25 protein-coding genes are annotated in these 26096 nt (G+C 36.8%); 13 read left to right on the top strand and 12 right to left on the bottom strand.

Translation table 11 applies throughout. The annotated features are described in order from the left end of the window. Window positions 1-9 precede the first annotated feature (9 nt). Genes CQZ96_RS04125 through CQZ96_RS04105 form a run of 5 tightly spaced genes read right to left on the bottom strand, consistent with a single transcriptional unit; the run spans window position 10 to window position 5701 of the window. A complete protein-coding gene (locus CQZ96_RS04125; RefSeq protein WP_105712792.1) occupies window positions 10-846 on the bottom strand; it encodes a MetQ/NlpA family ABC transporter substrate-binding protein in 837 nt (278 codons plus the stop codon). 10 nt (window positions 847-856) lie between these two features. Then, on the bottom strand, window positions 857-1738 hold the full coding sequence (locus CQZ96_RS04120) for a MetQ/NlpA family ABC transporter substrate-binding protein (protein WP_105712791.1): 882 nt from the start codon (window positions 1736-1738) through the stop codon (window positions 857-859). A 55-nt stretch (window positions 1739-1793) separates the two neighbouring features. Further along, complete coding sequence (locus CQZ96_RS04115) at window positions 1794-3227, bottom strand: LLM class flavin-dependent oxidoreductase (protein WP_105712790.1); 1434 nt, start codon at window positions 3225-3227, stop codon at window positions 1794-1796. Continuing rightward, window positions 3227-4459, bottom strand: a complete 1233-nt coding sequence (locus CQZ96_RS04110) for an SfnB family sulfur acquisition oxidoreductase (protein WP_105712789.1) — start codon at window positions 4457-4459, stop codon at window positions 3227-3229. The genes CQZ96_RS04115 and CQZ96_RS04110 overlap by 1 nt, the downstream gene beginning before the upstream one ends. A gap of 36 nt (window positions 4460-4495) precedes the next feature. Continuing rightward, entirely contained in the window at window positions 4496-5701 is a 1206-nt protein-coding gene (locus CQZ96_RS04105) for an SfnB family sulfur acquisition oxidoreductase (protein ID WP_105712788.1), read from the bottom strand. 396 nt (window positions 5702-6097) lie between these two features. Between CQZ96_RS04105 and CQZ96_RS04100 the strand changes: the two genes are divergently transcribed. The 6 genes from CQZ96_RS04100 (at window position 6098) to CQZ96_RS04075 (ending at window position 12360) form a co-directional block, all read left to right on the top strand. Then, window positions 6098-6862 (top strand): glutathione S-transferase family protein, encoded by a 765-nt coding sequence (locus CQZ96_RS04100; protein WP_004821170.1) that lies wholly within the window; start codon window positions 6098-6100, stop codon window positions 6860-6862. Window positions 6863-6933: 71 nt separating this feature from the next. Next, window positions 6934-7308: a hypothetical protein gene (locus CQZ96_RS04095; RefSeq protein ID WP_004720910.1), complete on the top strand. Its 375-nt coding sequence runs from the start codon at window positions 6934-6936 to the stop codon at window positions 7306-7308. A 320-nt stretch (window positions 7309-7628) separates the two neighbouring features. Beyond that, window positions 7629-7898 carry a hypothetical protein gene (locus tag CQZ96_RS04090; RefSeq protein ID WP_004720907.1) on the top strand — a complete coding sequence of 90 codons (270 nt, stop codon included), beginning with the start codon at window positions 7629-7631 and terminating at the stop codon, window positions 7896-7898. Between the two features lie 384 nt (window positions 7899-8282). Next, complete coding sequence (locus tag CQZ96_RS04085; RefSeq protein WP_004720906.1) at window positions 8283-10922, top strand: bifunctional aconitate hydratase 2/2-methylisocitrate dehydratase; 2640 nt, start codon at window positions 8283-8285, stop codon at window positions 10920-10922. Between the two features lie 87 nt (window positions 10923-11009). Next, window positions 11010-11708, top strand: coding sequence for a hypothetical protein (locus tag CQZ96_RS21620; protein ID WP_227515071.1), 699 nt, complete (start codon window positions 11010-11012; stop codon window positions 11706-11708). Between the two features lie 319 nt (window positions 11709-12027). Then, window positions 12028-12360, top strand: coding sequence for a helix-turn-helix domain-containing protein (locus tag CQZ96_RS04075; protein WP_056510780.1), 333 nt, complete (start codon window positions 12028-12030; stop codon window positions 12358-12360). Between the two features lie 351 nt (window positions 12361-12711). Here the strand turns inward: CQZ96_RS04075 and mqo are convergent, their stop codons facing one another. Both mqo and CQZ96_RS04065 read right to left on the bottom strand, forming a co-directional pair. Continuing rightward, a complete protein-coding gene (gene mqo / locus CQZ96_RS04070; RefSeq protein ID WP_105712787.1) occupies window positions 12712-14358 on the bottom strand; it encodes a malate dehydrogenase (quinone) in 1647 nt (548 codons plus the stop codon). Between the two features lie 319 nt (window positions 14359-14677). Beyond that, entirely contained in the window at window positions 14678-15163 is a 486-nt protein-coding gene (locus tag CQZ96_RS04065) for an Lrp/AsnC family transcriptional regulator (protein ID WP_004720894.1), read from the bottom strand. Window positions 15164-15644: 481 nt separating this feature from the next. Here CQZ96_RS04065 and CQZ96_RS04060 point away from each other — a divergent pair, with 481 nt between their 5' ends. The 4 genes from CQZ96_RS04060 (at window position 15645) to CQZ96_RS04045 (ending at window position 20242) form a co-directional block, all read left to right on the top strand. Beyond that, window positions 15645-16628 (top strand): ion transporter, encoded by a 984-nt coding sequence (locus CQZ96_RS04060; protein ID WP_004821177.1) that lies wholly within the window; start codon window positions 15645-15647, stop codon window positions 16626-16628. 8 nt (window positions 16629-16636) lie between these two features. After that, window positions 16637-17236, top strand: a complete 600-nt coding sequence (locus CQZ96_RS04055; RefSeq protein ID WP_105712786.1) for a hypothetical protein — start codon at window positions 16637-16639, stop codon at window positions 17234-17236. A 312-nt stretch (window positions 17237-17548) separates the two neighbouring features. Then, window positions 17549-18769, top strand: coding sequence for a sodium/glutamate symporter (gltS, locus tag CQZ96_RS04050; protein WP_105712785.1), 1221 nt, complete (start codon window positions 17549-17551; stop codon window positions 18767-18769). A gap of 459 nt (window positions 18770-19228) precedes the next feature. After that, a complete protein-coding gene (locus CQZ96_RS04045; RefSeq protein ID WP_056510791.1) occupies window positions 19229-20242 on the top strand; it encodes a sensor domain-containing diguanylate cyclase in 1014 nt (337 codons plus the stop codon). 226 nt (window positions 20243-20468) lie between these two features. Here the strand turns inward: CQZ96_RS04045 and CQZ96_RS04040 are convergent, their stop codons facing one another. The 3 genes from CQZ96_RS04040 to CQZ96_RS04030 form a co-directional block, all read right to left on the bottom strand. Continuing rightward, window positions 20469-21374 carry an alpha/beta fold hydrolase gene (locus CQZ96_RS04040; RefSeq protein WP_105712784.1) on the bottom strand — a complete coding sequence of 302 codons (906 nt, stop codon included), beginning with the start codon at window positions 21372-21374 and terminating at the stop codon, window positions 20469-20471. Between the two features lie 603 nt (window positions 21375-21977). Further along, window positions 21978-22436 (bottom strand): DUF441 domain-containing protein, encoded by a 459-nt coding sequence (locus tag CQZ96_RS04035; RefSeq protein WP_056510794.1) that lies wholly within the window; start codon window positions 22434-22436, stop codon window positions 21978-21980. Between the two features lie 108 nt (window positions 22437-22544). Further along, a complete protein-coding gene (locus tag CQZ96_RS04030) occupies window positions 22545-23003 on the bottom strand; it encodes an Rrf2 family transcriptional regulator (protein WP_105712783.1) in 459 nt (152 codons plus the stop codon). A 102-nt stretch (window positions 23004-23105) separates the two neighbouring features. Between CQZ96_RS04030 and CQZ96_RS04025 the strand changes: the two genes are divergently transcribed. From CQZ96_RS04025 to CQZ96_RS04015, 3 genes are all read left to right on the top strand, one after another. Continuing rightward, window positions 23106-24023 carry an NAD(P)/FAD-dependent oxidoreductase gene (locus CQZ96_RS04025; protein WP_105712782.1) on the top strand — a complete coding sequence of 306 codons (918 nt, stop codon included), beginning with the start codon at window positions 23106-23108 and terminating at the stop codon, window positions 24021-24023. A gap of 107 nt (window positions 24024-24130) precedes the next feature. Then, window positions 24131-24853 (top strand): pseudouridine synthase, encoded by a 723-nt coding sequence (locus tag CQZ96_RS04020; RefSeq protein WP_004720873.1) that lies wholly within the window; start codon window positions 24131-24133, stop codon window positions 24851-24853. Window positions 24854-24855: 2 nt separating this feature from the next. Then, a complete protein-coding gene (locus CQZ96_RS04015; RefSeq protein ID WP_105712781.1) occupies window positions 24856-25191 on the top strand; it encodes a peptidyl-tRNA hydrolase in 336 nt (111 codons plus the stop codon). A 23-nt stretch (window positions 25192-25214) separates the two neighbouring features. Here the strand turns inward: CQZ96_RS04015 and CQZ96_RS04010 are convergent, their stop codons facing one another. Together CQZ96_RS04010 and CQZ96_RS04005 are read right to left on the bottom strand one after the other, a co-directional pair. After that, entirely contained in the window at window positions 25215-25658 is a 444-nt protein-coding gene (locus CQZ96_RS04010; protein ID WP_004720871.1) for a GNAT family N-acetyltransferase, read from the bottom strand. A 94-nt stretch (window positions 25659-25752) separates the two neighbouring features. After that, window positions 25753-26064, bottom strand: a complete 312-nt coding sequence (locus CQZ96_RS04005) for a type II toxin-antitoxin system RelB/DinJ family antitoxin (protein WP_004720870.1) — start codon at window positions 26062-26064, stop codon at window positions 25753-25755. Window positions 26065-26096: the final 32 nt, after the last annotated feature.

Raw genomic sequence — 26096 nt, 5'->3', positions numbered from 1 at the left:
CTATTCTCCTTATTTCCAGCCTGCAAACCACATATCTTTGCCGAAATCTTTATCTAAAATATCTCGAACTTGCTGTGAGTTTTGGAAAGCTTGAATAAATTTCTCTAACTTTTGATTTTTGTCTTGATAATCGGTACGTGTCACAAAAAGAATGGCGTACTTTTTATCAACGGGATCTAAAAACAGGGCACTATGCGGATCGGCTTTTTTTGCCATATTTAAGTAATGTGGAAAACCAAAAATCAGATCTGCATCATCATAAGCTAAAGCTGTTTGTGGACCTTCGACTTCTAAAAACTTCAACTGTTTAGGGTTTGAAACAATATCCTGAAGTGTGGAAAGTTCATTGTTGATGTCTTTGATTTGAATTAACCCAGCACGATGTAGCAGGATCAAAGCACGCGCAGAGTTAACGGGGTCACTCGGGATGGCAACACGAGCATTTTGAGGTAAGGCTGCTAAGGATTTATATTGTTTTGAATATAAACCGACATGGCTGCCGCTACCTGTACCAAAAGCATGCAAATCGTAATTGGTTTGCTTAATGGCATTCTTTAAAAATACACTTTGTTGGAAAAAGTTAGCGTCAATGTCACGGTTTTGTACCGCAACATTGGGTGCTTGCCAATCTGAAAATTCGACCAGTTTGACATGGATACCATCTTTCTCTACCTCTTTGGCAACCGTTTGTAGTAATTCGGCATAAGGTGGGCTAATGCCAATCGTGAGTACATTATCCTTTTGTTGATTTTGTACATAACGATAGGCAAAAAGTCCTAATAATACGATGACAACAGCAAGACCAATCAGCAGGTTCTTGTTTTTGAGTTTGGAAACTTGGGACATGAGTTATTCCTTATTTCCAACCTGGGAACCATAAATTTTCACCAATATCATCATTTAAAGCCTGTTTGACCTTGTCTGAAGTTTGGTAAATTTTTACAAACTCTTTTAACTGTTTGGCTTTTTCTGGGTGCTTTTGCTCATAGTCATCTTTTACAACAAACAAGATGGCATAACGTGTATTGGTATTATCATCGAGTAATAATGCTTTGTTTGGATCAATGGTTTTTGCAAGACGTAAATAAAGTGGGTAGCTAAATACTAAATCAGCATCATCTACAGCACGCGCAGTTTGAGGTCCTTCAACTTCAATAAATTTAAAGTTTTTAGGATTTGAGCTAATGTCTTGTAAGTTTGATAAATGGTTATTCGGATCTTTCAAGGTGATGAGTTTAGCCTGTTGTAAAAGTAACAGTGCACGACCTTGGTTGACTGGGTCATTTGGAATCACCACACGTGCATTTTCAGGTACCGCCGCTAAAGAATCATATTTTTTAGAATACAAACCCACATGAGTTGCAACACCTGTGGCAATCGGTTTCAGTTTAAAATCAGTTTCTTTTAACGCATTGCTTAAAAATGGTTGGTGTTGGAAATAGTTTGCATCAATATCACCATGATTTAGTGTGATATTCGGTGTGTTCCAATCTGAAAATTCCACCAGTTTAATATGAATCCCTTGTTTCTTGGCTTCCTCTGCTGCAACTTGTAAAGGCTTGGCAAAGGGTGGGCTAATACCAATGGTGATTTCTTCTGAACCGGCTTTTTTATGTTGGTTCCAATAAAAAAGTCCTGCAATCACGGCAATAATGATCACGCCAAGCAAAATAAATTTATTCTTGGAGCCTGATTTTTTGGATGGATTACCATTAGCAGGTGAGTTTATTTGAGTCATGTGACACCCCTTAAAGTGAAATTATTCAATTCATCATGTTTGCTGATTAGGTTATTTAGGCAGTTTGCTTTTGCCGATCTGCCGTTTCGATGCTGTTGTTATGATTTGAGTTTTGACATCGAAAATCAGCAGCAGGGTGTTGTTGGGTTAAATGATTACCCTGTTTAAAGATTTTGTTGCGTAAAGAACCACTTTCATATTTGGTTTTAAATCTGCCACGTTGTTGCAGTTCAGGAATCACAAAACGAATAAAGTCATGATGTGATTCAGGCGCGACAGTACGCGTTAGGTTAAAGCCATCAATACCTGTTTCATCAATCAACTGAATTAATTTTTCAGCAATTGTTTCACCACTTCCAACAATCAGTGGATAACGACCACCGAGTTGATGCTGAGCTTTAAGATCATTAGGCGTGATCTGGTTTTCCTTAAATTTATTATTGACTGAAGCAATACTGTTGGTTTGTTGATATGGGATGGCTTCATCATCAGCATATTTGGATAGGTCGATACCGACTGAACTTGAGAAATGTGCTAAACCAGCTTCAGGACTTGCATAGCGTGCATATTCAGCTAATTTCTCTTGAGCTAATTCATCTGTTTCTGCTGTAACCACTGTGATTCCCACAAAGATTTTAATATCTTCTGGATTACGGTCTTGCTGCACAGCCAATTCTCGAATCTTATCCACTTGTAGTTTGATTTTTGCAGGTTGATCACCTCCAATAAAGACACATTCCGCATGACGTGTGGAGAATGCTAAACCGCGTGGTGAAGCGCCTGCTTGAAAGAGCACAGGGGTACGCTGTGGTGAAGGTGAGACTTGGAAAACACCTTGGCTTTGATAAAAGCGCCCTTGATGGTTAATTTGATGAACTTTTTTAGGATCAGTAAAAATACGCTTTTGCTTATCTTTTTGTACTGCATCATTTTCCCAAGAACCTTCCCAAAACTTATAGCAAAGCTCTAAAAATTCTTCAGCTTGTTCATAACGTAAGTCATGATCTTTTAAACCTTTTTGCCCAATTAAGCGTTCAGCACTGTCCAAATACCCCGTCACAATATTCCAGCCAATCCGACCTTGTGTCAGATGATCTAAACTCGCGAAGCGCCGTGCGAATTGGTACGGTGTTTCATAACTTAGGTTTACGGTCACGCCAAAACCTAGATTTTGGGTTACCGCTGCCATTGCGGAAATCAGAGTAGATGGGTCATGACTCGGCAGTTGAATCGACTCTTTTAAGGTTAAATCTATACCATTCTGGTAGACATCATAAACACCGGTAATGTCTGCGATAAACAACCCATCAAATAAACCTTGCTCCAAGGTCTTAGCGAGATCAGTCCAGTAATTGAGCTCATTAAAACGATGAGATTCATCACGTGGGTGGGTCCATAAGCCGTGATTGATATGACCGACACTGTTCATATCAAAAGCATTGAGTAAGATTTGTTTTTTTTGTGTTGCATGTTGAGATGTATTTGTCATTACAATGTCCCTCTGCGTGGTGGAAGGATGTTGTTTAATACATAGTTTCCAATAAAATAATATTTCCAGCGTGATGCATCATGCAGTGTATGTACCCGTACATTGCGCCAATGTCGATCTAAACCATCGGCACGTTGGCTACCACGACTTCCAGCCAACTCAATCAATTTTGAAGACGCTTTTAATGCTGTTTCTGTACTGTGTGCACGGACTTTAGCTACATCTAGTGAGGCTTTGGCAATATTTTCAACTGTAGGTTGTGGTTTTGCTGCATCAATAGATTGAGCAGCTTGTTTTAATAAAACCTCACTTGCTCTTACATCCGCAGCAACACGACCTAATTCATAAATAGTCAGTGGATCTTGGTCTGCACGTTCTACATTGGCATCAATCCATGCGCGTGCTTTTTTAACCCGTTCTATTGTTTCTTCAAAAGCTGCACGTGCAATGCCTGTTTCAATCGCAGCATGCATAATTTGTGCAAATGGCCCAACGAGGGTGGGTTCAGAAAATGCGGTGTCAAAACGAATGACATATTCAGATTCCACAAAAACTTGATTGAATTTAACGGTGCCACTGCCTGTGGTTTTTTGTCCAAAGCCTGACCAATCATTGATACGTTGTAAGCCTTGTGCATCGGCAGAAATAAAAGCTAAATATTCACGTTCTTCAGCATCACGGACTAATGTCGGAATGCGATGGGCAAATAGACTGCCCGTGCAATAGAACTTTTCCCCATTGACCACATAACCATGTTCAGTTTGACTAATTTGGGTATGCTTTTGTGCAGCAGTCTTGGTCTTAAATTCAGCGAGGGCATTGCCAAAACGTGCGCCTTGAAGTACTTCGCTATAGAGTTTTTCCTTTTGCTGCTCTGTACCCGTATTACGTAATACTTCCAATGCATAAAAATGGTTTTGTGGGATTTGACCAATAGAGCCATCTACGCCACTGAATAATGCAATTATTTTAGCAACAGTGTGACTAGATACTTCTGCACCACCATATTGCCGCGGTACTGTGATCGCCCATAACCCTGATTGACTAAAAGCTTCAACCTCATCAAATGGTAAAATTCTTTCAGCATCACGGAGTACCGCATTTTGTTTAAATTGCTGACTCAACTGTTGCGCGATTTCTAAAGCTTCTTGATCATTTTGAATAATATGTGCTTGCGCAAAGGGATGATTGTGTACATCCAATGTTTTATTGATATCTTGATAAGTTGTCATATATATTTCCCTGATGAGTAACAAAGTCGTTTAACTTTAAATCCACGCATGGCGCTGATTTTGCGTACCATTTAAGTAATAGTTTCCAATGGCATGAAGTTTCCAACGCACAGGGTCATGTAAGGTATGTACACGAGCATTACGCCAGTGTTGATCGAGATTATGAGTTTCTAGACTTGAACGACTACCGCCTAATTCAAGTAGCTTTTCAGAGATAAGGAGTGCTGCATCGTTGGCATACACTTTTGCCTCAGCAACGATAATGGAGGCTTTACTGGCTTGTTCAGGACTGACGATGTCTTGTGAATCTAACTGATCTAAATATTCTGCGGCTTCATCAAGCAATAAAATGGATGCATCGAGTAAGATATTGAGCTTGCCGACTTCTTGTAGGGTATACGCTTCGAAACTGGCTTTATCCACATTGGCATCAATGATTGGGCGCGCTTTATGGATTGCAGATAAAGTATCAGCAAAGGCAGCTTCTGCAATGCCCACATCAATCGCAACCTGAATCAGTTGTGAGTACGCCCCACGATATTTTGACGCATCGGCAAGTGGTTTTTCATCCATAATAAGATCTGGATGAACCACAACATTCTTTAAACGCACTGTGCCACTTGCTGTTGTACGTTGTCCAAAGCCATCCCAATCATCAACAATTTCAACACCGTCAGCTTTTGCATCAATAATCGTTAAAACAATATGACCATCTGGGTGAATTGCACGTATCGCCAACCAATCGGCAAAATATGAACCCGTTGAATAAAACTTCTCACCATTTAAAAGGTATTGACCATTGATCTGTTCTAAACGTGTTTCAATGGTGCGGGTATCTTTGGTATTGCGTTCTGGGCCACCATTAGAAAGCCGTTTACCATTTAAAATTTCAGTATAAATAAACTGTTTTTGCTGTTCATTGGCAATATGCTCAATGGCATTTAACAAGCCAAATTGATTTTGAGGAATCTGACCAACACTGGCATCTGCCTTGGATAAAATACGGAAAACATGCGCAAGGGTTTTATTTGAAACTTGAGCGCCACCATATTTTTTGGCAATACGAATTCCGCCTAATCCTTTGAGGCTTAATTCTTGAATGACATCAACAGGTAAAATTCGTTGTTGATCACGTATATTTCGTTCTACCAAAGCAAAATCAGCAACTTGGTAAGCTGCATTTATTGCTTGTTGATCGTTTTGGATCACAAAGGCTGAGGTAGAAGAATTCAAACTAGACATATTGGCACCTTTCAATAGATACCAAAACGCTAAGCAATATTGCGGTAAAAATTAAACGAACTATTGTGCTTAACTTATCTAAAATTATTGTTAGGATAAAAATCGCAAAGTTTTTTAATATTGAATATATGTTAAATAATTGAAATTTATAACTTGTTTTGAATTTCTCTGGTCGAACTCTTAGTCTGAAGCAGCTTTGTTATTCCTATCACGAATAAAGAATAAAGAAACTGATATAACCATAGAATAAGCATTGGGTCATATGACGAGCGATTGAAGTAAAAAGTACATTGTAATTCAGGTGATGAATGTCTAAAGTACACAAGATTACTCAGGATTAATCTTAACTTTTAGATTTATCTAAGCTTTTAATTAAAAAAATAATTTGGAGACTACATGCGTACGTTGTACCAATTCCCACTCTCGCATTACTGTGAAAAAGCCCGTTGGTTGCTTGATCATAAAGAATTGGATTTTGTTGCGCAGAATTTAATCCCAGGTGTCCATCGAGCATTTGCACAACTTAAAACAGGGCAAAACAAGCTGCCTATTTTAAAAGATGGAGAACGTTTTATTGCGGGGTCAACTCAAATCGCATTGTATCTAGATGACGTTTATCCTGAACATCGACTGCTTCGTACAGATCACACGCTTCGCGAAAAAACCTTAGAAATTGATTTGATTGCCAATGAGTTAGGTATTCATGTACGTCGTTGGGGATTGGCACATGCTTTAGCAGAAGGCGATGAACCGCTAGAAATTATGATTGGTGAAAAAGGCTATTTACGTCAATTTGAAAAAATTTCAAAGCCTATTCTTAAAACCATGGTTTCAAAAAGTTATCAATTGGACAAAGAGAAAGTCGAAGAATCTAAATACAATTTAGAACTGACTATCGACAGTTTAAATAAGATTTTGATTGATAACGGTTGCCGTTATTTTGTTGGCGATCGCCTTGGTTTGGCAGATATCTCGGTATGTTCAATCCTTGCACCGTTATTAGAATTGCCTGCTACACCGTGGGAAAAGGAATATGCAGAAAATATTTCTCAAGAATTTACCGAATTTAGCCAACATTTGTTAGAACTGCCTTTAGGGCAATACGTGAAAAGAATTTACGCCACTGAGCGCAATGCACGTGTAGATTGGCGAGGAATGTAAGATTTCAAAGCAAGAAACTCTCCAATTTACTGAAAAATTAAGTATCATAGTGTGGAATTGGAGATTTTTTAATGCAGAAGTTCGTAATTTTAGGTGCGATAAGCACTGTTTTATTGATGGCGGGTTGTACTGAGAAAAAGCCTGCAACTCCTGAAGAAATTTGGAAAGGTTACTGTACCAGTATTGGTAATGCTGCACGTTCTATTACTTTAGATCGTCAAAATGGAATTACCAAGAAAGAAGCAATTGAATATGCAAATAAAGTCACTGATCCAACAACTAAGGGCTTTGTACTTGAGTATTTAGAGAAAGTCTATGCATTATCAGATGCAGAGCTAAAAGCGGATAAAGATGCAGTTCAAGCAAAGTTTAAGAACGAAGCATTTGAACAATGTCTAAATACACCGCATGATCCGACAAAAATGCCAGATTATAAACCGTTCTAAGGAGCGGTTTTTTATGGCTTAAAGCACAACAAGCAGGCTATATACCTGATCAGCAGACAATGAAAGAATACGATTTGTGTACATTAGAAACGTGAAGTTTGAGTAATCAGTACATGCAGGCTTTTGAGTGCTCATCGCTTTAAATCGTTTATGTGTGTTTTTTGCATGAAGATTACCATGACATGGTCTTTTTTATCTTGAGTTATCGAGAATATATAAGTAATCGACAAGCCTCGTCACAAAAAATGATTAGCATAAAAATTGAAAAGCATATATACAATATAGAAATAGAAAACAAAAAGTAGCATAGGAGTGAGACAATGGAAGTAGTTGCTTATTTACATAATGCAGATTTGCTCTTAGAAGATGACAATGGTGTCGCTGTGATTAGCGGAAGTCATTATGTGCTGAGTTTAGGTGATCAAGTTTTTTTTCAAGAAGTCATTGATGAACGAGCAAAGTTATACCAAGTAAAAATTTCATTTGCGTGTACTGAACATTCAATGTTTCATGAAGATGAAGTGCAAATGAAATTTGAAGGTTGTCGTACGGAATTCCAAAAGTATGTAGACAGTACGACAGTCCACTAAGGTGGAATGTACTTTGTTCTAAAAAAAAGGCAACATATGTTGCTTTTTTTATGGCTGAAACAGTCTAAAGGCAAGGTAAACATAACTTCAATCTTATTAAAGTGAAGTTCATGTTTTACAAAGATAATATTTTTAGAGCTTTTTCAAATTAATTTGAGAAATAATTTACATAAACGTCTGATGAAAGCGTACTGTGTAGATCTGTAGTTAAATGAAGCGAAAAGTGATGAGTATTTATTTATAAAATAATGGTCATCACGAATTAATACGCTCATTGCATTAACTTTTGGCTTGATTTTTAGTAAAATTTGACAGTCCATATTGCCTGTGAAGCTTTAATAAGCAGGAATTCACAGGTAAATTTTTAAAAAGAGGAATTACACCGTGCTAGAAGCTTACCGCCAACACGTTGCAGAACGTGCCGCACTCGGAGTCCCACCGAAGCCACTTGACGATGCTCAAACTGCTGACTTGGTTGAATTACTAAAAAATCCACCAGCGGGTGAAGAAGCATTTTTAGTAGATTTGCTTGAAAACCGTGTTCCAGCAGGTGTTGACCAAGCTGCATATGTAAAAGCTGCTTTCTTGACTGCTGTTGCTAAAGGTGAAGCGACTTCTCCATTGGTTTCTAAAGAGCGTGCGGTTTACTTACTAGGTACTATGCTTGGTGGTTATAACGTAGCACCTTTGGTTGAATTGCTTGATGATGCTGCACTTTCAAGCTTAGCTGCTGAAGCATTGAAGAAAACGCTTCTTGTATTTGATGCGTTCCATGACGTTGCTGAAAAAGCCAAAGCGGGTAATGCAAATGCACAAGCCGTTATGCAATCTTGGGCTGATGCTGAATGGTTTACTAGCCGTAAAGACGTTCCAGAAGAAATCAAACTTACTGTTTTCAAAGTAACTGGCGAAACAAATACTGATGATTTGTCTCCTGCACAAGATGCTTGGAGCCGTCCAGATATCCCATTGCATGCAAACGCAATGCTTAAAAACGTACGTGATGGTATCAACCCAGAAGTTCCTGGTGAAGTTGGTCCATTAAACCAAATCAAAGAACTCATCGCAAAAGGCAACCAAGTTGCTTATGTTGGTGACGTTGTTGGTACGGGTTCTTCTCGTAAATCTGCGACTAACTCAGTGCTTTGGTTCTTTGGTGATGACATTGCTCACATCCCGAACAAAAAAGACGGTGGTTACTGCTTAGGTTCTAAAATCGCTCCAATTTTCTTCAACACAATGGAAGATGCTGGTGCGTTACCTGTAGAAATTGATGTTGCTAACATGAACATGGGCGATGAAATCGTTCTTAAAATTGATCATGCTGCTGCAAAAGTCACTGCATTTAAAGCAGGCGAGCAAATCGCTGAATCTGAGTTGAAAACGCCTGTTCTTCTTGACGAAGTTCGTGCGGGTGGTCGTATCAACTTAATCGTTGGTCGTGGTTTGACAACTAAAGCGCGTGAAGCTTTAGGTCTTCCAGCATCTACTTTATTCCGTGTTCCAGTTCAACCTGAAAACACTGGTAAAGGCTTTACTCAAGCTCAGAAAATGGTTGGTCGTGCTTGTGGTCTTCCAGAAGGTCAAGGCGTTCGTCCAGGTACTTACTGTGAACCGAAAATGACGACTGTTGGTTCGCAAGATACGACTGGTCCGATGACTCGTGATGAATTGAAAGACTTAGCTTGCTTAGGTTTCTCTGCTGATCTTGTGATGCAATCTTTCTGTCACACAGCTGCATATCCAAAACCAGTTGACGTTCAAATGCAACATACGCTTCCTGATTTCATCATGAACCGTGGTGGTGTTTCATTACGTCCAGGTGACGGTATTATTCACTCTTGGTTAAACCGTATGCTTCTTCCAGATACAGTTGGTACTGGTGGTGACTCACATACACGTTTCCCAATCGGTATTTCATTCCCAGCGGGTTCTGGTCTTGTCGCGTTTGCTGCTGCAACTGGTGTTATGCCGTTGGATATGCCTGAGTCGGTACTTGTTAAGTTCAAAGGTAAAATGCAGCCTGGTATCACGCTACGTGACCTTGTACATGCAATTCCTTACTACGCGATTCAAGCGGGTGACTTAACTGTAGAGAAAAAAGGTAAGAAAAACATTTTCTCTGGTCGTATCTTAGAAATCGACTTAACAGAAATGGAAACAGACTTAACTGTAGAGCAAGCATTCGAACTTTCTGATGCTTCTGCTGAACGTTCTGCTGCTGGTTGTTCAATCACACTTTCTGAAACGAAAGTTGCTGAATACTTGAACTCTAACATCACAATGTTGAAGTGGATGATTTCTCAAGGTTATGGCGATGCACGTACTATGGCGCGCCGTGTTGAGAACATGGAAAAATGGTTAGCGAATCCATCACTTCTTCAAGCTGATGCTGATGCTGAATACACTAAAGTGTATGAAATTGATCTTGCTGACATTAAAGAACCAGTTCTTTGCTGCCCGAACGATCCAGATGACGCTAAACTTCTTTCTGACGTTCAAGGCGTTAAGATTGACGAAGTGTTCGTTGGTTCTTGTATGACGAACATTGGTCACTTCCGTGCAGCTGGTAAATTACTTGATAAAGTACCTGGTGGTTCATTGTCTACTCGTCTATGGTTGGCTCCACCAACACGTATGGACGAGCATCAATTGATGGAAGAAGGTTTCTATAACATTTATGGTAAAGCTGGCGCGCGTACTGAAATGCCAGGTTGTTCATTATGTATGGGTAACCAAGCACGTGTAGCTCCGAACACAACTTGTGTATCGACTTCTACGCGTAACTTCCCGAACCGTTTAGGTCAAGGCGCAAATGTATACTTAGCTTCTGCTGAGCTTGCATCTGTTGCTGCGGTACTTGGTAAATTGCCTTCTCCAGAAGAGTATCAACAATATGCTGCTCAAATCGACAGCATGTCTGCTGACATCTATCAATACTTGAACTTCGACAAGATGGGCGAGTATACAGATGCTGCTAAAGACATTGATACTAAGAAAATTGCTGCTGCTCAATTGAGCTAATTTATTGAAAAATAGATTAAATTGAGTTAAAACTAAGGGCTGATTAATCAGCCCTTAGTTTTTAGATATAGTGTGTACAGAATTGAAATGATGCAAAAATTAATAACAGTTTTAAAGGATTTATCAGAAGAGTTTAATCTCGAAGATTATGACTGGGGAATTCCAAGCAGTTGTCCAATAGAAATTCCAGAACTAAATGACTCTAATTTTGAAAAAAATAGATACCTAAAAGAAAATTTAAAAGATTTTTTATTAAAACAGCACTCTCTAGATTGTTATTATTGGATTATCCAACAGTGGGGTGGCATCGGTTCTTTTAAACAAAATGACGTTAATGATGCCAGAATCAAAAAATTTATAATTGAAATGGGGCAAGATAAATTAACTAAAAATTCATTTGATTGTATTTCTTCATTTTCTAAAGTTGCTTCATTTATTAATCCTGATAATCATGCAATTTATGATTCAAGAGTGATTTATGCATTAAATTGGTTGATTTTTAATTATGCACCTGAAATGGAGTTGTTTTATCAACCTTTAGGGAGAAGCTCTGAGTTAGCTAAATATGACATGCAAACTATTTTTCGATTAAGTAAGAAAAAATATGTGTACAGAAGCAATAAAAGTGCTTATCAAGAATATTGTAAATTAATGAAAGAGTTATCAGTTGAGGTTTACGGGAAAGGCAGTAAGCCATATTTAATGGAGATGCTTCTTTTTGTAATCGCACCAATTAAAATTGTTGGAGATATTGAGGCTAAAGTTTCTGTTGCTATAAATTATTAGATATTAATAAAATAAAAGGTATCGATGAGTATTTTTCTTTAAATGTGGAATACTCATATTCTTAATATGTTATTGATAAAAATAAAAATCTGTTAAATATACATTTTTAGAATATCAGTCATCATATTTTTAAAATCTAAAATAACGACATAATGATTGATGCTCGATGGATCAAAATCAGTGTTCACAGAATCAAACAATGTATTTGTTAGTGGAGTGATATCAAAATTATCGATAAGACAAGGGGAGCCTGAATTAAAATACTCAATATAATAATTAACTTTTTTTTGCATATTCTGAGTATTTAAAACTAGATAGAATGAATATCGGTCATGCAATACGTTATTTGAGAAAACGGAAGGGCTGGACTCAGCAGCAATTAGCCGATTTTTCCAATACTTCAAAAAGTAATATTTCCAATCTTGAGAACGGTAATCAAGGGTACAGTCCTGCAATACTCCAGTACCTTGCTGAAGCATTTAATTACACTGTAGCGCAATTGTTTTTATTGGCAGAGAGTTTTGATGACGATGAAAGCATTGCTGAGAACTGGGATCAGATACCCATAGATGGACTATTTATACCACTGCCTAAAGATATTCAAGATAATTTAAAACAGTTTATACATAGCTTGATTAAAAATAAGTCCTAATTCTATATCTCATATTTATTAATCTTCTACGATTGATCTTCATTTTCTATTTATCTCATTATACATAATGATTTTAAACAATTTAATCTAACTTGATATAATTAAAATGAAGCCGTATGTGTCTTTGAAATTTATCACTTTTATATTCTAACTGTGTTTTAAAATAATAATACTCATTTAACTTATTGATCAAATGATCAGACAATAAAAAGCCCCTTATTCAGGGGCTAGTCGTATAGATCACTCTATACTTATATAAGGCTCATCTCATACTGGTCGTATTAAAACACAAAATGAGATATTCAGCCATAAAAAAGATGAGCCGTAGCTCATCTTTTTTACACAAGAAAATTAATGTGCATTTGCTACAGCAGGAGCAGTAGCGGCTGTCGCATCATTTGCAGCTTTACGAGTAGGTGTGTAGTTTAAACCTAAAGTTGAGCTGGTATATGTACGCACTTGATCAAGCAGAGCAGGGTTGGTATTTAAATCCTGTTGATAAGACTTCACAATCTCATGCAATTTTGGATTCCATTTACCTTTCACTTGCTCAGGGAACGCTTTTTCCATCAAGCTCAACATAATGTATGGAGAGGTTGATGCACCAGGAGAAGCACCAAGAAGGCCTGTGATTGAACCATCTTTAGAGGTGAAGATCTCAGTACCGAATTGAAGTGTTGCAGGTTTACCCGGTGCTTTTTTGATAATTTGAACACGTTGGCCAGCTTGGCTTAAAGTCCAGTCTTCAATTTTTGCATCTGGATAATACTTTTTCAATTCATTGAACTGATCTTGCTTAGACATCGCCACTTGGCTGACTAAATATTTCACCAAGTCCAGATTTTCCATACCAATGGTTGCCATCGGAATCACATTGTTTTTATTGGTCGCATCAATCAAATCAAACTGAGAACCATTTTTTAGGAACTTGTTTGAATAGGTTGCGAATGGACCAAACAATACATACTTTTTACCATCAACATAACGAGTATCAATGTGTGGTACAGACATTGGAGGTGCACCTAATTCAGGCTTACCATAGACTTTTGCAGTATGTTGTGATGTAACAGCTGGATTGTCTGTCATCAAGAAAATACCACCGATCGGGAAACCAGCATATTGCTTAGTTTCTTCCAGACCTGTCATTTGCAATAATCTAATCGCAGCACCACCCGCACCAATAAACACATGACGAGTTTTAACATGGCTGGTTGTGTTGGTTTTTAGATTTTTAAACGATACAGTCCAAGTTTTGTCTGCATTTTGACTAATACCTGTTACTTCAGATGAAGTTTCAAGTTTGAATTTAGGCTGTTTTTTCAAATGATCAATTAATTGGGTCGTAATTGAACCATAATTTACATCAGAACCTACGTCCATACGTGTTGCAGCAACTTTTTGGTTTGCATCACGGCCTTGCATAACTAAAGGCGCCCATTGCTTAATTTCAGCAGGATTTTCAGTATATTTTAATCCTTCGAACATTGGGCTTTGGCTCATCGCTTCATAACGTTTTTTCATGTAGTTCACGCTATCGCCCCAAACAAAGGCAATATGTGGTACAGGATTAATAAAGCTGTTTGGTTGACCCAGCACGCCATTTTTGACCTGATAAGCCCAGAATTGTTTACTTACTTCAAACTGTGAAGCAGTATCAATGGCTTTTTTAATATCAACTTTACCGTCTTTCTCAGGGGTATAGTTCATTTCCATAAAGCCAGAGTGTCCCGTTCCTGCGTTGTTGAATCCTGCAGAACTTTCTTGACCTACCTGATCCAAACGCTCATACATATTGATGGTCCAGTCTGGTTCAACCTCATTGAGGTAAGTCCCCAAGGTTGCACTCATAATACCGCCACCAACAAGTACCACATCTACAACTGGCTCATCTGCTGTTGTGTTGACTTTTTTAGAAGCAATTGGTCTGAATAAAAAGATCAATCCAATAACAAATATAACCCCGATGACAATCAGTAGGTATTTAAAAAATCTCTTCATATATTTCCTGTTTCATCAAGTTTTAATAATATTGTAATGTAGAAAAGTTACATAAATGTTAGTTTGTGTAATGATTTTTTTCGTAAATGATTTAAATATATGAAATAATTTGTTTTTAAATTTGTAAAGATGTGTGCGAAAAACAACCAGATTAAAATTTGATTAGTATATTTGTGTAATAAATATTCAAAAAAGTCTTAGACTAAAGTACTATTTTTTGTAGGTGTTAAGCTTTTTGTAACTTTAAATTGGTTAAAAAATGTACTGAATAGAAGAGTTTTCCAGCCTCAATATGAAAACTCTTCTCAAGATTTTTTGCTTATTCAATCATCATGAGGTCTGATTTATTTTCAAGCTTTAAAGGACGCAAAGCAAAAATAGAGCGGGTATGACGAATACCTTTCATTGAATATAAATTTTTACGTAAAAAGCGCTCATAATGTTCAGCATTTTTCACCGCAACTTTGACCAAATAATCATAATCACCTGTTACCAAATGCGCTTCTACAACCTCAGGCATTTGACTGAGTGCATCACTAAATTGCTCTAAAATTTCGTCATCATGACGTTCTAAGGTGATCTCAATAAAAAATAGTTCATTAATCCCGATGGCTTTGGCATTAATGGTGGCAGTATAGCCTTCAATGACATTTAAAGATTCTAGACGTTTAACACGTGTCCAACATGGCGAAGAGGAGAGTCCAACCAGTTCAGAGAGCTGAGCGACCGTTAAACGACCATCTTTTCGAAGTGCCGATAAAATTTTGCGATCAATCCTATCTAAAGTGTACTGACTTTCATTCATGAGCTTTACCACAGAAAATATTTTCGAGAATAATGAAATATATGAAAAATCATTCCGAAAATACTGGAGATTTATATTAAATACGGGAAACATTCTATTCAGTAGAACGCTAGAATAAACTTATCAAATCAAAGACATTTGGGAGACTGGCTTTGATTTAGCGGATAGTATCTTTAGAGGAAAGGGTGCCTTTAACGATACTGTCCGCGACCTTATTCTACGCTTTAAAAAAATTATAAAAATAGTTTTAAAACGATAAAATTCAACCGCGCCTTCACAAATTGCATATGATTCAATAAGACATTGTAATCTTATTTATTGTATAACAAAAAATTATGCAATGAATAAGATATATTTATACTTTGAGTTCGATGCTTAAACAGTCAAAATAATCAACAAAATTGTAAACTCAAGCAGCTGAAGATGTGCAATTAAATCGAGAAGTATTAAGATGATTTATCTTTAAAATAAAGAATAATGCATGCGATTCACAGCTTGGTACACACTCCGAAAATTTGTATATGACAATTTGCATAATGAAGATTATGAAACGTGGTTTAGTCGTGCGATCAATTTCTCTTTGATTTTTCTAATCATTGGTAATGTTGTCGCGGTACTTTTAGAGTCAATCAATGATGTTTATAAAGCCTATCAGCTTTACTTCGATGCATTTGAGGATTTTTCAATCATTGTCTTTACCGTTGAATATATTTTACGTTTTTGGAGTGTTGCAGAAAAAGAACCGTTTGATTCTGAGTGGAGAGTACGCTGGAAATATGTGACCAGTGGTGCTGCGATTATCGATTTACTGGCGATTTTACCTGCATATATCAACTTCTTTGTACATATTGATTTGAGATTTTTGCGGATTCTACGCTTACTGCGTTTATTAAAACTTACCCGATATTTTATTTCATTACAGATTCTACTGCGCGTTATAGAACGTGAAAAGGGTTCATTTCAAGCCGTGATTTTTATTTTGGTGATTATGATCGTGATGGCGGCAGCAGGCATTTATGTTGTCGAAGGTCGTGCGCAACCTGATGTCTTTAGCTCAATCCCTGCATCTATGTGGTGGGCGGTGGTGACGCTCACTACTGTGGGTTATGGTGATGTAACGCCAATTACCCCACTTGGACGCTTCCTTGGCGCTCTGATTACCATACTTGGTGTCGGATTGGCCGCTTTACCCGCTGGTATCTTGGCAAATGGTTTAGCCAATGAATTGGAATTAAGAAAGCAACAACTGGAGTTAAAGTTTCGAGATCTGTTAGAAAGCTGTGAAATTGACATCATTCATGATGAAGACAAGATTGATGATATTCGTAGAGATGTTGGCTTATCTGCTGAGCAGACACGAGATATTGTTTTACAACTGATTCGTGAACGTAAAGAACAGGAATTGGAAAGAGAAAAAAACAAGTATTGTTTCTGTCCAAATTGTGGGTATAAGTTACCTGAGTGAGTATTTGGATGAATAAATTTAATCTTTCTGAACAACAGAAAGCTAAATTCGTGAGTATTTTTTCTGAAAGTTTTGGGCTAGATATTTTACAAAACCGATTGCAATCATTTTTTGAGGAAATTTTTCAAAATCATCCATATTTAAAACTTCCTCAAATGAATATCGTGTCTACAGCGTCTTTAAAATATCAAGTGTATTATCAAGAACCTGATGCCGATCCTGAAACATTAACTATTGGTATAGGGCATTGGAATATCTATATCTGGGGAACTTTGGATGGAAACTGGTGTCTAGATGATTTGTATGAAGAACCAATCGGAATCGTGGCAGAGATTTTAACTTTGTGTCCGTTGTTTTCAATGATTCCAAAAAATGTGAAAAATCTCAAAGAACTATTGGAAATAGGAATGATTTTAGAACAGCATTTATTTCAATTACCGAAATTTTCGGAAATTCAACCTGATGACTGTCGTGAAGTATTGTCATGGGATGGACGTTATTTATTAACAGGTAATAAAGTCGAAAATTTGAAGTTGTACAGTTATAGGGAGTGGGATGAATTGATTCAGCGTGAAATTTTTTTTAATAATGAATTGACTCTAAAATGAAAATGAGTAATTGCCATTTATCATGATATAAGTAGTGAATTATTTAGACTCAGCAGTCATCATCTGCATAGCTGTATCCATCCTTATATTGGCTGATACGAATCAATCCTGGCTTTATCTGCTCCAAATGCTGAAAGCGCTTAACCATAAAAACGATGAATTAAATCTGCATAATGATGAAAACTCTTCTAAATATTTTGACCAACGAATAGCCGAATAAGAGTTTTTAAATTTATTTTTTACATATTTTTTAATGAATTATTGAGTAAATTTAAGTATTAATAACGCCATAAAAGTTTTGAATGGTTAACAATGAACATTAATGTTGATATTTTTGGCACGATTGCAATTGCTGTAGCCGTTCTTTTTATTGGTTATTTTCTTGTAAATAAGATCAGTATATTAAAGCAATATAATATTCCTGAACCTGTAGTAGGTGGATTAATTGCTGCTGCTGTGACTTTTGTGCTTTTTAAGCAATTTAATATGACGGTAAATTTTAATGCTGATATTCAACAAAGTTTTATGTTGATGTTTTTTACTTCTGTTGGGCTGAGTGCGAGTCTGATTAAGTTAAAAGAAGGGGGAAAGTCACTGATCCTTTTTATGGTCTGCGTAGTGATTTATGTGCTATTGCAAAATGCAGTTGGGATAAGTTTGGCAACCGCACTAGATTTAAATCCTTTGATTGGCTTGATTGCAGGATCCGTCACTTTAACTGGTGGGCATGGTACAGCTGGAGCATGGGGCAGTATTTTTGAAGAAAATTATGGTATCAAAGGTGCGATTGTCTTAGGAATGGCGAGTGCGACATTTGGTCTGGTCATTGGTGGAATGATGGGTGGTCCAGTTGCAAAATTTCTGATTCGTCGTTATCAATTGGCTGAAGAAATAGCACCATCTGCAGCGCGTATGCAAGCTCCTCCATCTGCTGAAACAGCGCCATTTGAATATCCAGAAAAAACCCGTTTGATTACCGCTGATGATGCGGTTAAAACCATAGGAATGTTTGCACTGTGTATCGTCTTTGCTAATTTCATGACCGGTGTTGCTAAAGGACAATGGTTTGAGTTACCGACTTTTGTATGGGCATTGGGTTGTGGGGTATTTTTACGTAATACACTGGAATATGTATTTAAAATTGAATTGTTTGACCGTTGTATCGATGTATTTGGTAATGCCTCGCTGGCATTATTTTTAGCTATCGCCTTGATGTCCTTGCAATTGTGGTTACTTGCTGATTTAGCTGGTCCATTGGTAATTATTCTTATCGTTCAAACTGTTTTTCTTGCTTTATATCTATTTTTTGTCACTTTCCGAGTTATGGGTAAAAATTATGATGCAGCAGTATTGTGTGCAGGTCAGTGTGGGGTAAATTTAGGTGCAACACCGACTGCTATTGCCAATATTCAAGCGGTAACCAATACTTATGGGCCATCGCATAAAGCATTTTTAATTATTCCTCTAACCGGCGCATTTTTTGTTGATATTGTGAATGCCGTTGTTATTCAAACCATTACAAAGTTCTTTTAAATGTTCTGTTAGAAAAAGCGATGTGATGACTTAAGCATTTGGGAAACAGCCACAAAAAGTGGCTGTTTTTTTTGTATTTAAATTAGTTTGATCATTATTCTTTTGAATCTCACACTGTTTTATACAATTCATATGGCTGCAATAAATCTTGATTTAGACTAAGGTTTTCTGTTGGTGACTTTAAATTTTCAAAAACGCTTCGATGAGGAATTGAATATTTGAGCGAGATCAACGCTTAAAGGCTGTAACGGATTGAAGTTTTACTCAAAAATTTAATGAACACAGTAATATACTTTAAATATGAATCATCATAATATGTATGCCACAAACGCTGTATTTGATATATTTTACGTGTTCAAGCTTTGAAATTAAGTCAGAGCTAGGCACTTGCATTTATTTCATCAGTGTAGCGTTTGAGCTTATATACTTAAATTGGATCACACTCGTCTAGGATGATGTATGTCTAAAACGAAACAACCAACCTCAAAACAATTACTGTCAGTGATTCAGACGCAGACAGCAATTGCAAAATTGGGCTTGGATATCAATGCTGTCATGACTTTAGTGGCAGAGCAAGTTCAATTGATTACCCATGCAAAAGGTGCAATTGTAGAGCTCGCTGAAGAAGGTGATATGGTCTATCGTGCCGTTTCGAATGGTGCAAATCAATTTCTAGGCCTACGCTTAAAGATGGATTCTAGCCTTTCAGGGCTTTGTATCGCGCAGAATACGACTTTGTATTGCAAAGACAGTGAAACTGATGAGCGTGTAGATCGTGAAGCATGTAGACGGGTTGGACTGCGTTCTATGGCTGTTGTACCGCTAATTCATTGTGATGAACCGATTGGTGTATTAAAAATTTATTCAGAACGGGTAAATGCCTTCAAAGAAAGTGATATCAATTTACTTACACTCATGTCTGAACTGATTGCTGCTGCGATGTATCATGCCAGTAAGTTTGGTGCTCAAGAACTCTATAAACTTGCGACACAGGATCAGTTAACAGGACTTGCCAACCGTGCTTTATTCCTCGATTGTTTAAGACAAGGTGTTGAACAAGCTAAACGTACACAAAAGTTACTTGGAATTTTGATCATTGATATGGATGGTTTGAAACCAATTAATGATCAATATGGACATCGTTTAGGTGATGAGGCATTAAAAGAAATTGGTAAACGTATCGTCAATATTACCCGACACGATGATTTGGTTGCACGTTTAGGTGGCGATGAGTTTGCAGTGATATTAAGTAGTCTTGGCGATCAAGAGCTGGCAAAAAAAGTCATGAATCGTATTGTTGAGGCGTGTGGATTACCGTTTGTATTTGAAAATGTCAAATTAACCATGGGTGCAAGTGTAGGTCTGGCTTTATTTCCTGAAGATGGTATTGAACTCAATAAGTTGATTGAATTTGCAGACCTTAAAATGTATGAACATAAACGTTCTAGAAAAATGATTAATCTAAATACTTGAGATTTAAGATCTTTAATAGGAAGTGAGTTTTAGTGAAGTTTAGGTTTATTTAATATCATTGATATGGCGAATATGTATTGAAAGTATTTGCAATCATTATGTACGCGCATTTATCAATTTTATGAATTGAATGTAGCTCAAATTTAACCTGACAGTCTCAATCAAATATCGGTAACTGTCAGATCAGGTTTGAGCAATACATATTAGCGCTGATAATAACTCATTACTAATAATGATTCCTCACTACATCGTTATAAGCCTCTGGATGATGTAACCAAGGAATATGCCCTGAGTTTGAAAGTGTAAATAAATGTGCTGTAGGGTATCGATTGATCACGAAGTTTTTACTTGTTGTATAGATGTCCTGATCTCCATAGACAATGGTAATTTTAAAATCTGGTTTTTCTAATCCAGTTAACAGCAGATACTTGATGATTTCAGGTCTGGTTTTATTGATCGGCTCTGCTTTCAGTAAATCAAAATCATCAGTGAGATCCGGATGATCTGTTGCAATAAATCCTTCATTATAGTTTTTCATGACTTGTTTAAAGAGACGTTTATAAGCTTCATCGCTTCCAAGTGCGCCTAAAAGGCTATTTAATCCCATTTTTGTCCATGCCCAAGCACTTGTTTTAGACTTGTTGAGTTGCATGACTTCTTTCTCAGTTTGTTTCCATTGCGTATTGGTACCTGAACCTGGGCTACATAAAAAAAGACTGAGTAAGTTTTCGGGATGTTTTTCAGCATAGATTTGTGCATAAAGTCCACCCCAAGAGTGGCCCCATAAATGAAACTTATTGATTTTATGGAACTCTCGAACAGTTTCTATATCGCTTAAATAAGCCTGCATAGAATAGTCTTTATCAAGACAAGGAGATTTTTGGGTTCCTCTTTGATGAAATGTGATCACTTGAAAATGGTCTTTTAAAAGATCGGCAATGGCAGAGAGATCACTTGGAAAACCAGGTCCTCCATGCAATAAAATTAGTGTCTCTTTGTCGGGATTTGGATAAACAATACTAAATAAAGTATTTCCATTATGATCGACAATGTTGCTTTGCATTTGCGTCTGATAATTTGCTGATTGCAGCGTAGAAGACTGTATTTCTATCGAATTTGCATTATTCTTCATGTCCAATATGGTTCCTCATTTTATTTGAGCAAATCAAAAAATGGTAAGGTGAACGAATCTAAAAATGTTTCTGTATTGATTCTGATTTTAAAAAGTATTTTTATACAAGCTTATATATTAGCTTATCTATACCAGATGATAAACCCGATGAATGGTCTAAGAAAAAACAAGTGTAGCGATGACTTGTAATTGTTTGATTAAAATATCTTGAGTTTCTATTTTGAAAACGGTGATTTGTTCACTTATTTTATGATAACAAATTGTTATTTATCTGATGAATAAAGATCTTTTAAAACTCAGAAAGTGATCATGAAAAGTGAGTTGTATGGGGGTTGAACGTTCTTTTTTCCCTTTGGGAGAAGTTTAGGATGAGGGGGATTTTATATTGAGCTTTGGTTTTAAAAAGGACTTATGCAAAAGTCCTAATATAATAAGTAGATTTTAAAAAATTAATCTTATTAAAGCAGTGGAAGGATGATAAATGATGCGTGAAGAATTCTAAATTTACGCTTTATCAATAGAATTACTGGCGAAAGTAAGTCTATTGATAAAATTCAGCGAGCACATTCTTTTTAGATACACAATTGGTGATTTAAAAATACTTTAAGTTTTTCCAATCAGTAAAGATAGGATTCCTGCAGCAATCAAGGGACCCACAGGAACACCTCTGAGTAATGCAACCCCAGCGACTGTTCCAATCAATAAGCCTGCAACGACATTGGGTTGGCTGGTCATTAAGGAAACGCCACGACCACCTAACCATGCAACCAATAAACCGATCGCAATGGCTGTTAATGATTTCCAATGCATAAATGATTTTAAAATGACATCACCGGGGATTTTGCCGCTGGCAATTGGAGTAAGCACGCCAATGGTTAAAATAATAATGCCGACTTCTAAACCGTGAGTTTGTAATAATGGGAAAAACTCACTTAAAGGTGTGATTCTAAAGACGATCAAAACCCCAGCTGCAATAGTGACCGCAGTATTGTGACTAAAAATACCACATGCCAATAAAACAAGGAGCACAATTAAATTTAGGTCTAGACTAGAAAGACTCATCAATATTCAGCATTAAAAATTAATATATCCATCCATTATACTGAAAAGCGGTATGTGAATTTGCCTTGTCTGGCAATGATTCACATTTAAATTCAGTCGAGTGTGGATTTAGTGGACAATAAATTTTTCAGTTTCAGCACCCAATAAATTCCATTCATACTCAAAGTCTTGTGCCAGTTTAGACAGATTTGTTGATTTAAGTTGTTGCATTAAAATGTTTTGTGCCTCTTGCATAGCTTGGTTTAAAGCTTTATTCACCACCAATTCAACCAGACAGTTGGGTGTTTCTTGTTCATTGCCAATGGCAAAAATAGTAGGTTCTCCAACAGCCTGATAAATATCAAATAACGATATTTCCTCTAAAGCTTGTACTAAGGTCCAGCCTCCACCGGGGCCTTTGTCTGCATGCACAAAGCCTGCTTTTTTTAAACCAGACATGGTACGACGTACTACAACAGGATTGGTGTCTAACATGATTGAAATTTGTTCAGAGGTGAACGGTTTTTTTTCACGGGCCATATGTAATAGCACATGCAACATTCGAGAAAGCTTACTGTCTTTACGCATAGTTTTTTAGTCAACACTCTTTTGTTAATTGTAACATTAAAAGTTGCAATTATAAAAATAACTCAATATAGTAACTTTAAAAGTTACTTATTGGTGTTGAAAATGAACTATGACGTCGTAATTATTGGTGGGAGTTATGCAGGTTTGTCAGCAGCATTACCATTGCTTCGTGCTAGAAAAAAAGTGTTAATGATTGATGCAGGCATGCGTCGTAATCGTTTTGCTGAACATTCGCATAATTTCTTAACCCAAGATGGCAATACGCCAGCAGCAATTATTCGTGATGCAAAATTACAGTTAGACAAATACCAAACTTTGTCATGTATTAACGCATCAGTCACCGATGTGAGCGCTGTCGGGCAGCAATATGAGATTCAAATAGACCAAGCTGATGACACGGGTACAACCATTCAAGTCAAAAAAATAATTATTGCTACAGGCGTTAAAGATGATTTACCTAAAATCGATGGTTTAGCAGAGCGGTGGGGGAAAAGCATTTTTCATTGTCCATACTGTGATGGTTATGAGTTAAATCTGGGGACACTTGGAATGTTATGTTCAGGTTTACATTCGATCCATATGGCACTGATGTTACCCGACTGGGGTAATACCACTTTATTTTTAAATGATGTAATTTCACAAGCTGAATTAGATCCCGTCACACTTGAGCAGCTTAAACAAAGAAATGTGAAATTGGATACACGCAAAATTGTCAAAATACACAATCATTGTGATTTAGTCTTTGAAGATGGTGAGCAGGTTCAATTAGATGGATTATTCATCTCCACTTTTATGCGCATCAACGCCCCTTGGATTAAAAAGCTTGGGATAGTGCTTGATGTAAATGAATATAGCGAAGCCATTCAAACCACAGCGATGAAAGAAACCAATCTTAAAGGGATATATGCTTGTGGTGATATCACCCGTTCAGGTGGTTCAGGTGGTTCAGTTGCTTACTCAGTCGCAGATGGAGCACTGGCGGGTGTTGCTGTACATAAGTCATTTATCTTTAATACTTAATAAAAGCATATATTGATTAATCAATAAGGCTAAAAAAGCCTGAATGTTGTTTGGGTTTCAATTCACGATACTTTAAAATGTAACGTGAATTTTTAAGGTATTGATTTATGTTCTTGGAAAAAATGTTGCAATCACAAGGCTTTGGTTCACGTAAGCATTGCCAACAACTCATTAAAAATGGTGCAATTCAAATCCAAAACGAGGTCGTTACAGACCCCAAATTTAAACTTGATACCCAAAATCTAGTATTTTCAGTCTATACCGAAACATTTCAATACCGTGAAAAAGTCTATATTGCCTTAAATAAACCGCAGGATTACGAATGTTCCCATCAATCAACACACCATTTTAGTGTTTTTGATTTATTTGATGATGTACTTATGAACCGAGGTTTACAAACTGTTGGTCGTTTAGATCAGGACACGACAGGTTTATTGCTACTGACGGATGATGGGCAGTTTTTGCAAGCATTGACTCATCCTAAAAAGCATGTGGCTAAAGTTTATCAAATACAAACAGCAGATCCGATTACAGATGATCAGATTCAACAACTTGAACAGGGTGTAGAATTACGCAATGAAAAGGGTACATTTGCAGCAACAGATGTACAGCGCTTGGCTGAATATGCATTACAAATCACTGTGCACCAAGGGGTTTATCATCAAGTCAAACGGATGTTGGCTGCTGTGGGGAATAAGGTTGAAAGCTTGCATCGTGCACAAGTCGGGCAATTAGCACTCAAAGACTTAGTTGAAGGTGAGTGGGTTTATTTGACAGAAGATCAGGTGAATGCTGCTAGAAATAGTCAAAATGAACAAATAGTGATTTGATCATGGCTTTAAAGCTCTATATTGCTGTTTTAGATGAAATGCCAGACTTTATGGTTCCAACCCTTGTTGCGCATGCAGTCTTGGCTGCGCACTTACAATTTGTTCAAGATGCTGATGCTGAAAGTTATAAAAATTGGTTAGAACATTCTTTTCGTAAAATTGTGGTCAAGGTGAATCAAAAAGAATTTGATAAAATTGCTCAATTAAAGTGTTATTTAGGGCATGAAAGTACAGTATTGGATGCTAAGAAATCCTGTGCAGTGGTTTTTCCTATTTCACAGGACACGGTACCCAATGTACTTAAATTCGCAAAGATGTGGAAACCTACGTTGAATTGATTGAAAAATGCATTGTAAAAAAACTACTTGAGGAAACAATGAAATGTTTGGAATTCATTGTCTTTAACAAAGCCCATTTGCTCATAGAGTTGATGTGAATGGTAATTGTTTTTCTGGGTTTCTAAACTGATCCGTTGCGCATCTTCATGACGCGCAAACAGAATTGCAGTATCAATCAGTTGTTTGGCAGAACCTTGTCGACGAAAAACAGGTGTTACATAAACATCATCTAAAATATAATACTTTGAACAAGAAACTGATGAAAAGCCTTGGTATAACAACACAAAGCCTGTAAAAACATCATCTTTTACATGAATAAAGATAACACTTTCTTGATTTTCAAAACGTTGTTTTAAAAAATTAAAGGACTCTTGGATATTGGAAGATGCGCCGTAAAATTGGCGATATTCATCAAATAAAGTAGCAAGTTGATTTAAATCTTCTTTGGTCGCTCGTCTAACGATCATTTATTACTCCTTGCAATGATTTTTATCTTTGCAAAAGAGCATAACCAAAAAATAGAAAAGTAAACTTAATTATTTGTTTAAAAATGCGACAGTGTTATTTTTTGTCACTTTCACCCAAGATGGCATTCAGCTCTGCAAATAGATCTTCGTCGTCATCATTTAAATCAACAGAAGAATTGAGTTGTCCGTTTTGTTGGTCTTGCTTAAGTTTTCTCAGCTTGAATAACTGATCCATATTGATATTTTGATTTTCTATGGCGAAAGGGATGGATTTTGTGATGACAACTTGTTTAAAAAACAGTCGAACTGCTTGTGCAGGCGTAATCCCCAATTGTTTAAAAACAGCAAATGCTAGTTTTTTTTCTTGTGAATCAAGGCGTACTTGATAGACTTCGGTTTTTCTCATGAATAGTGACCAAACAAAATTTGAGTTTGAAT

Origin of the sequence: Acinetobacter sp. MYb10, from assembly GCF_002980175.2 — a bacterium.
In the GTDB taxonomy this organism is placed as follows: Bacteria; Pseudomonadota; Gammaproteobacteria; order Pseudomonadales; family Moraxellaceae; genus Acinetobacter; species Acinetobacter guillouiae.
This window is presented reverse-complemented; position numbering and strand designations above follow the sequence as displayed.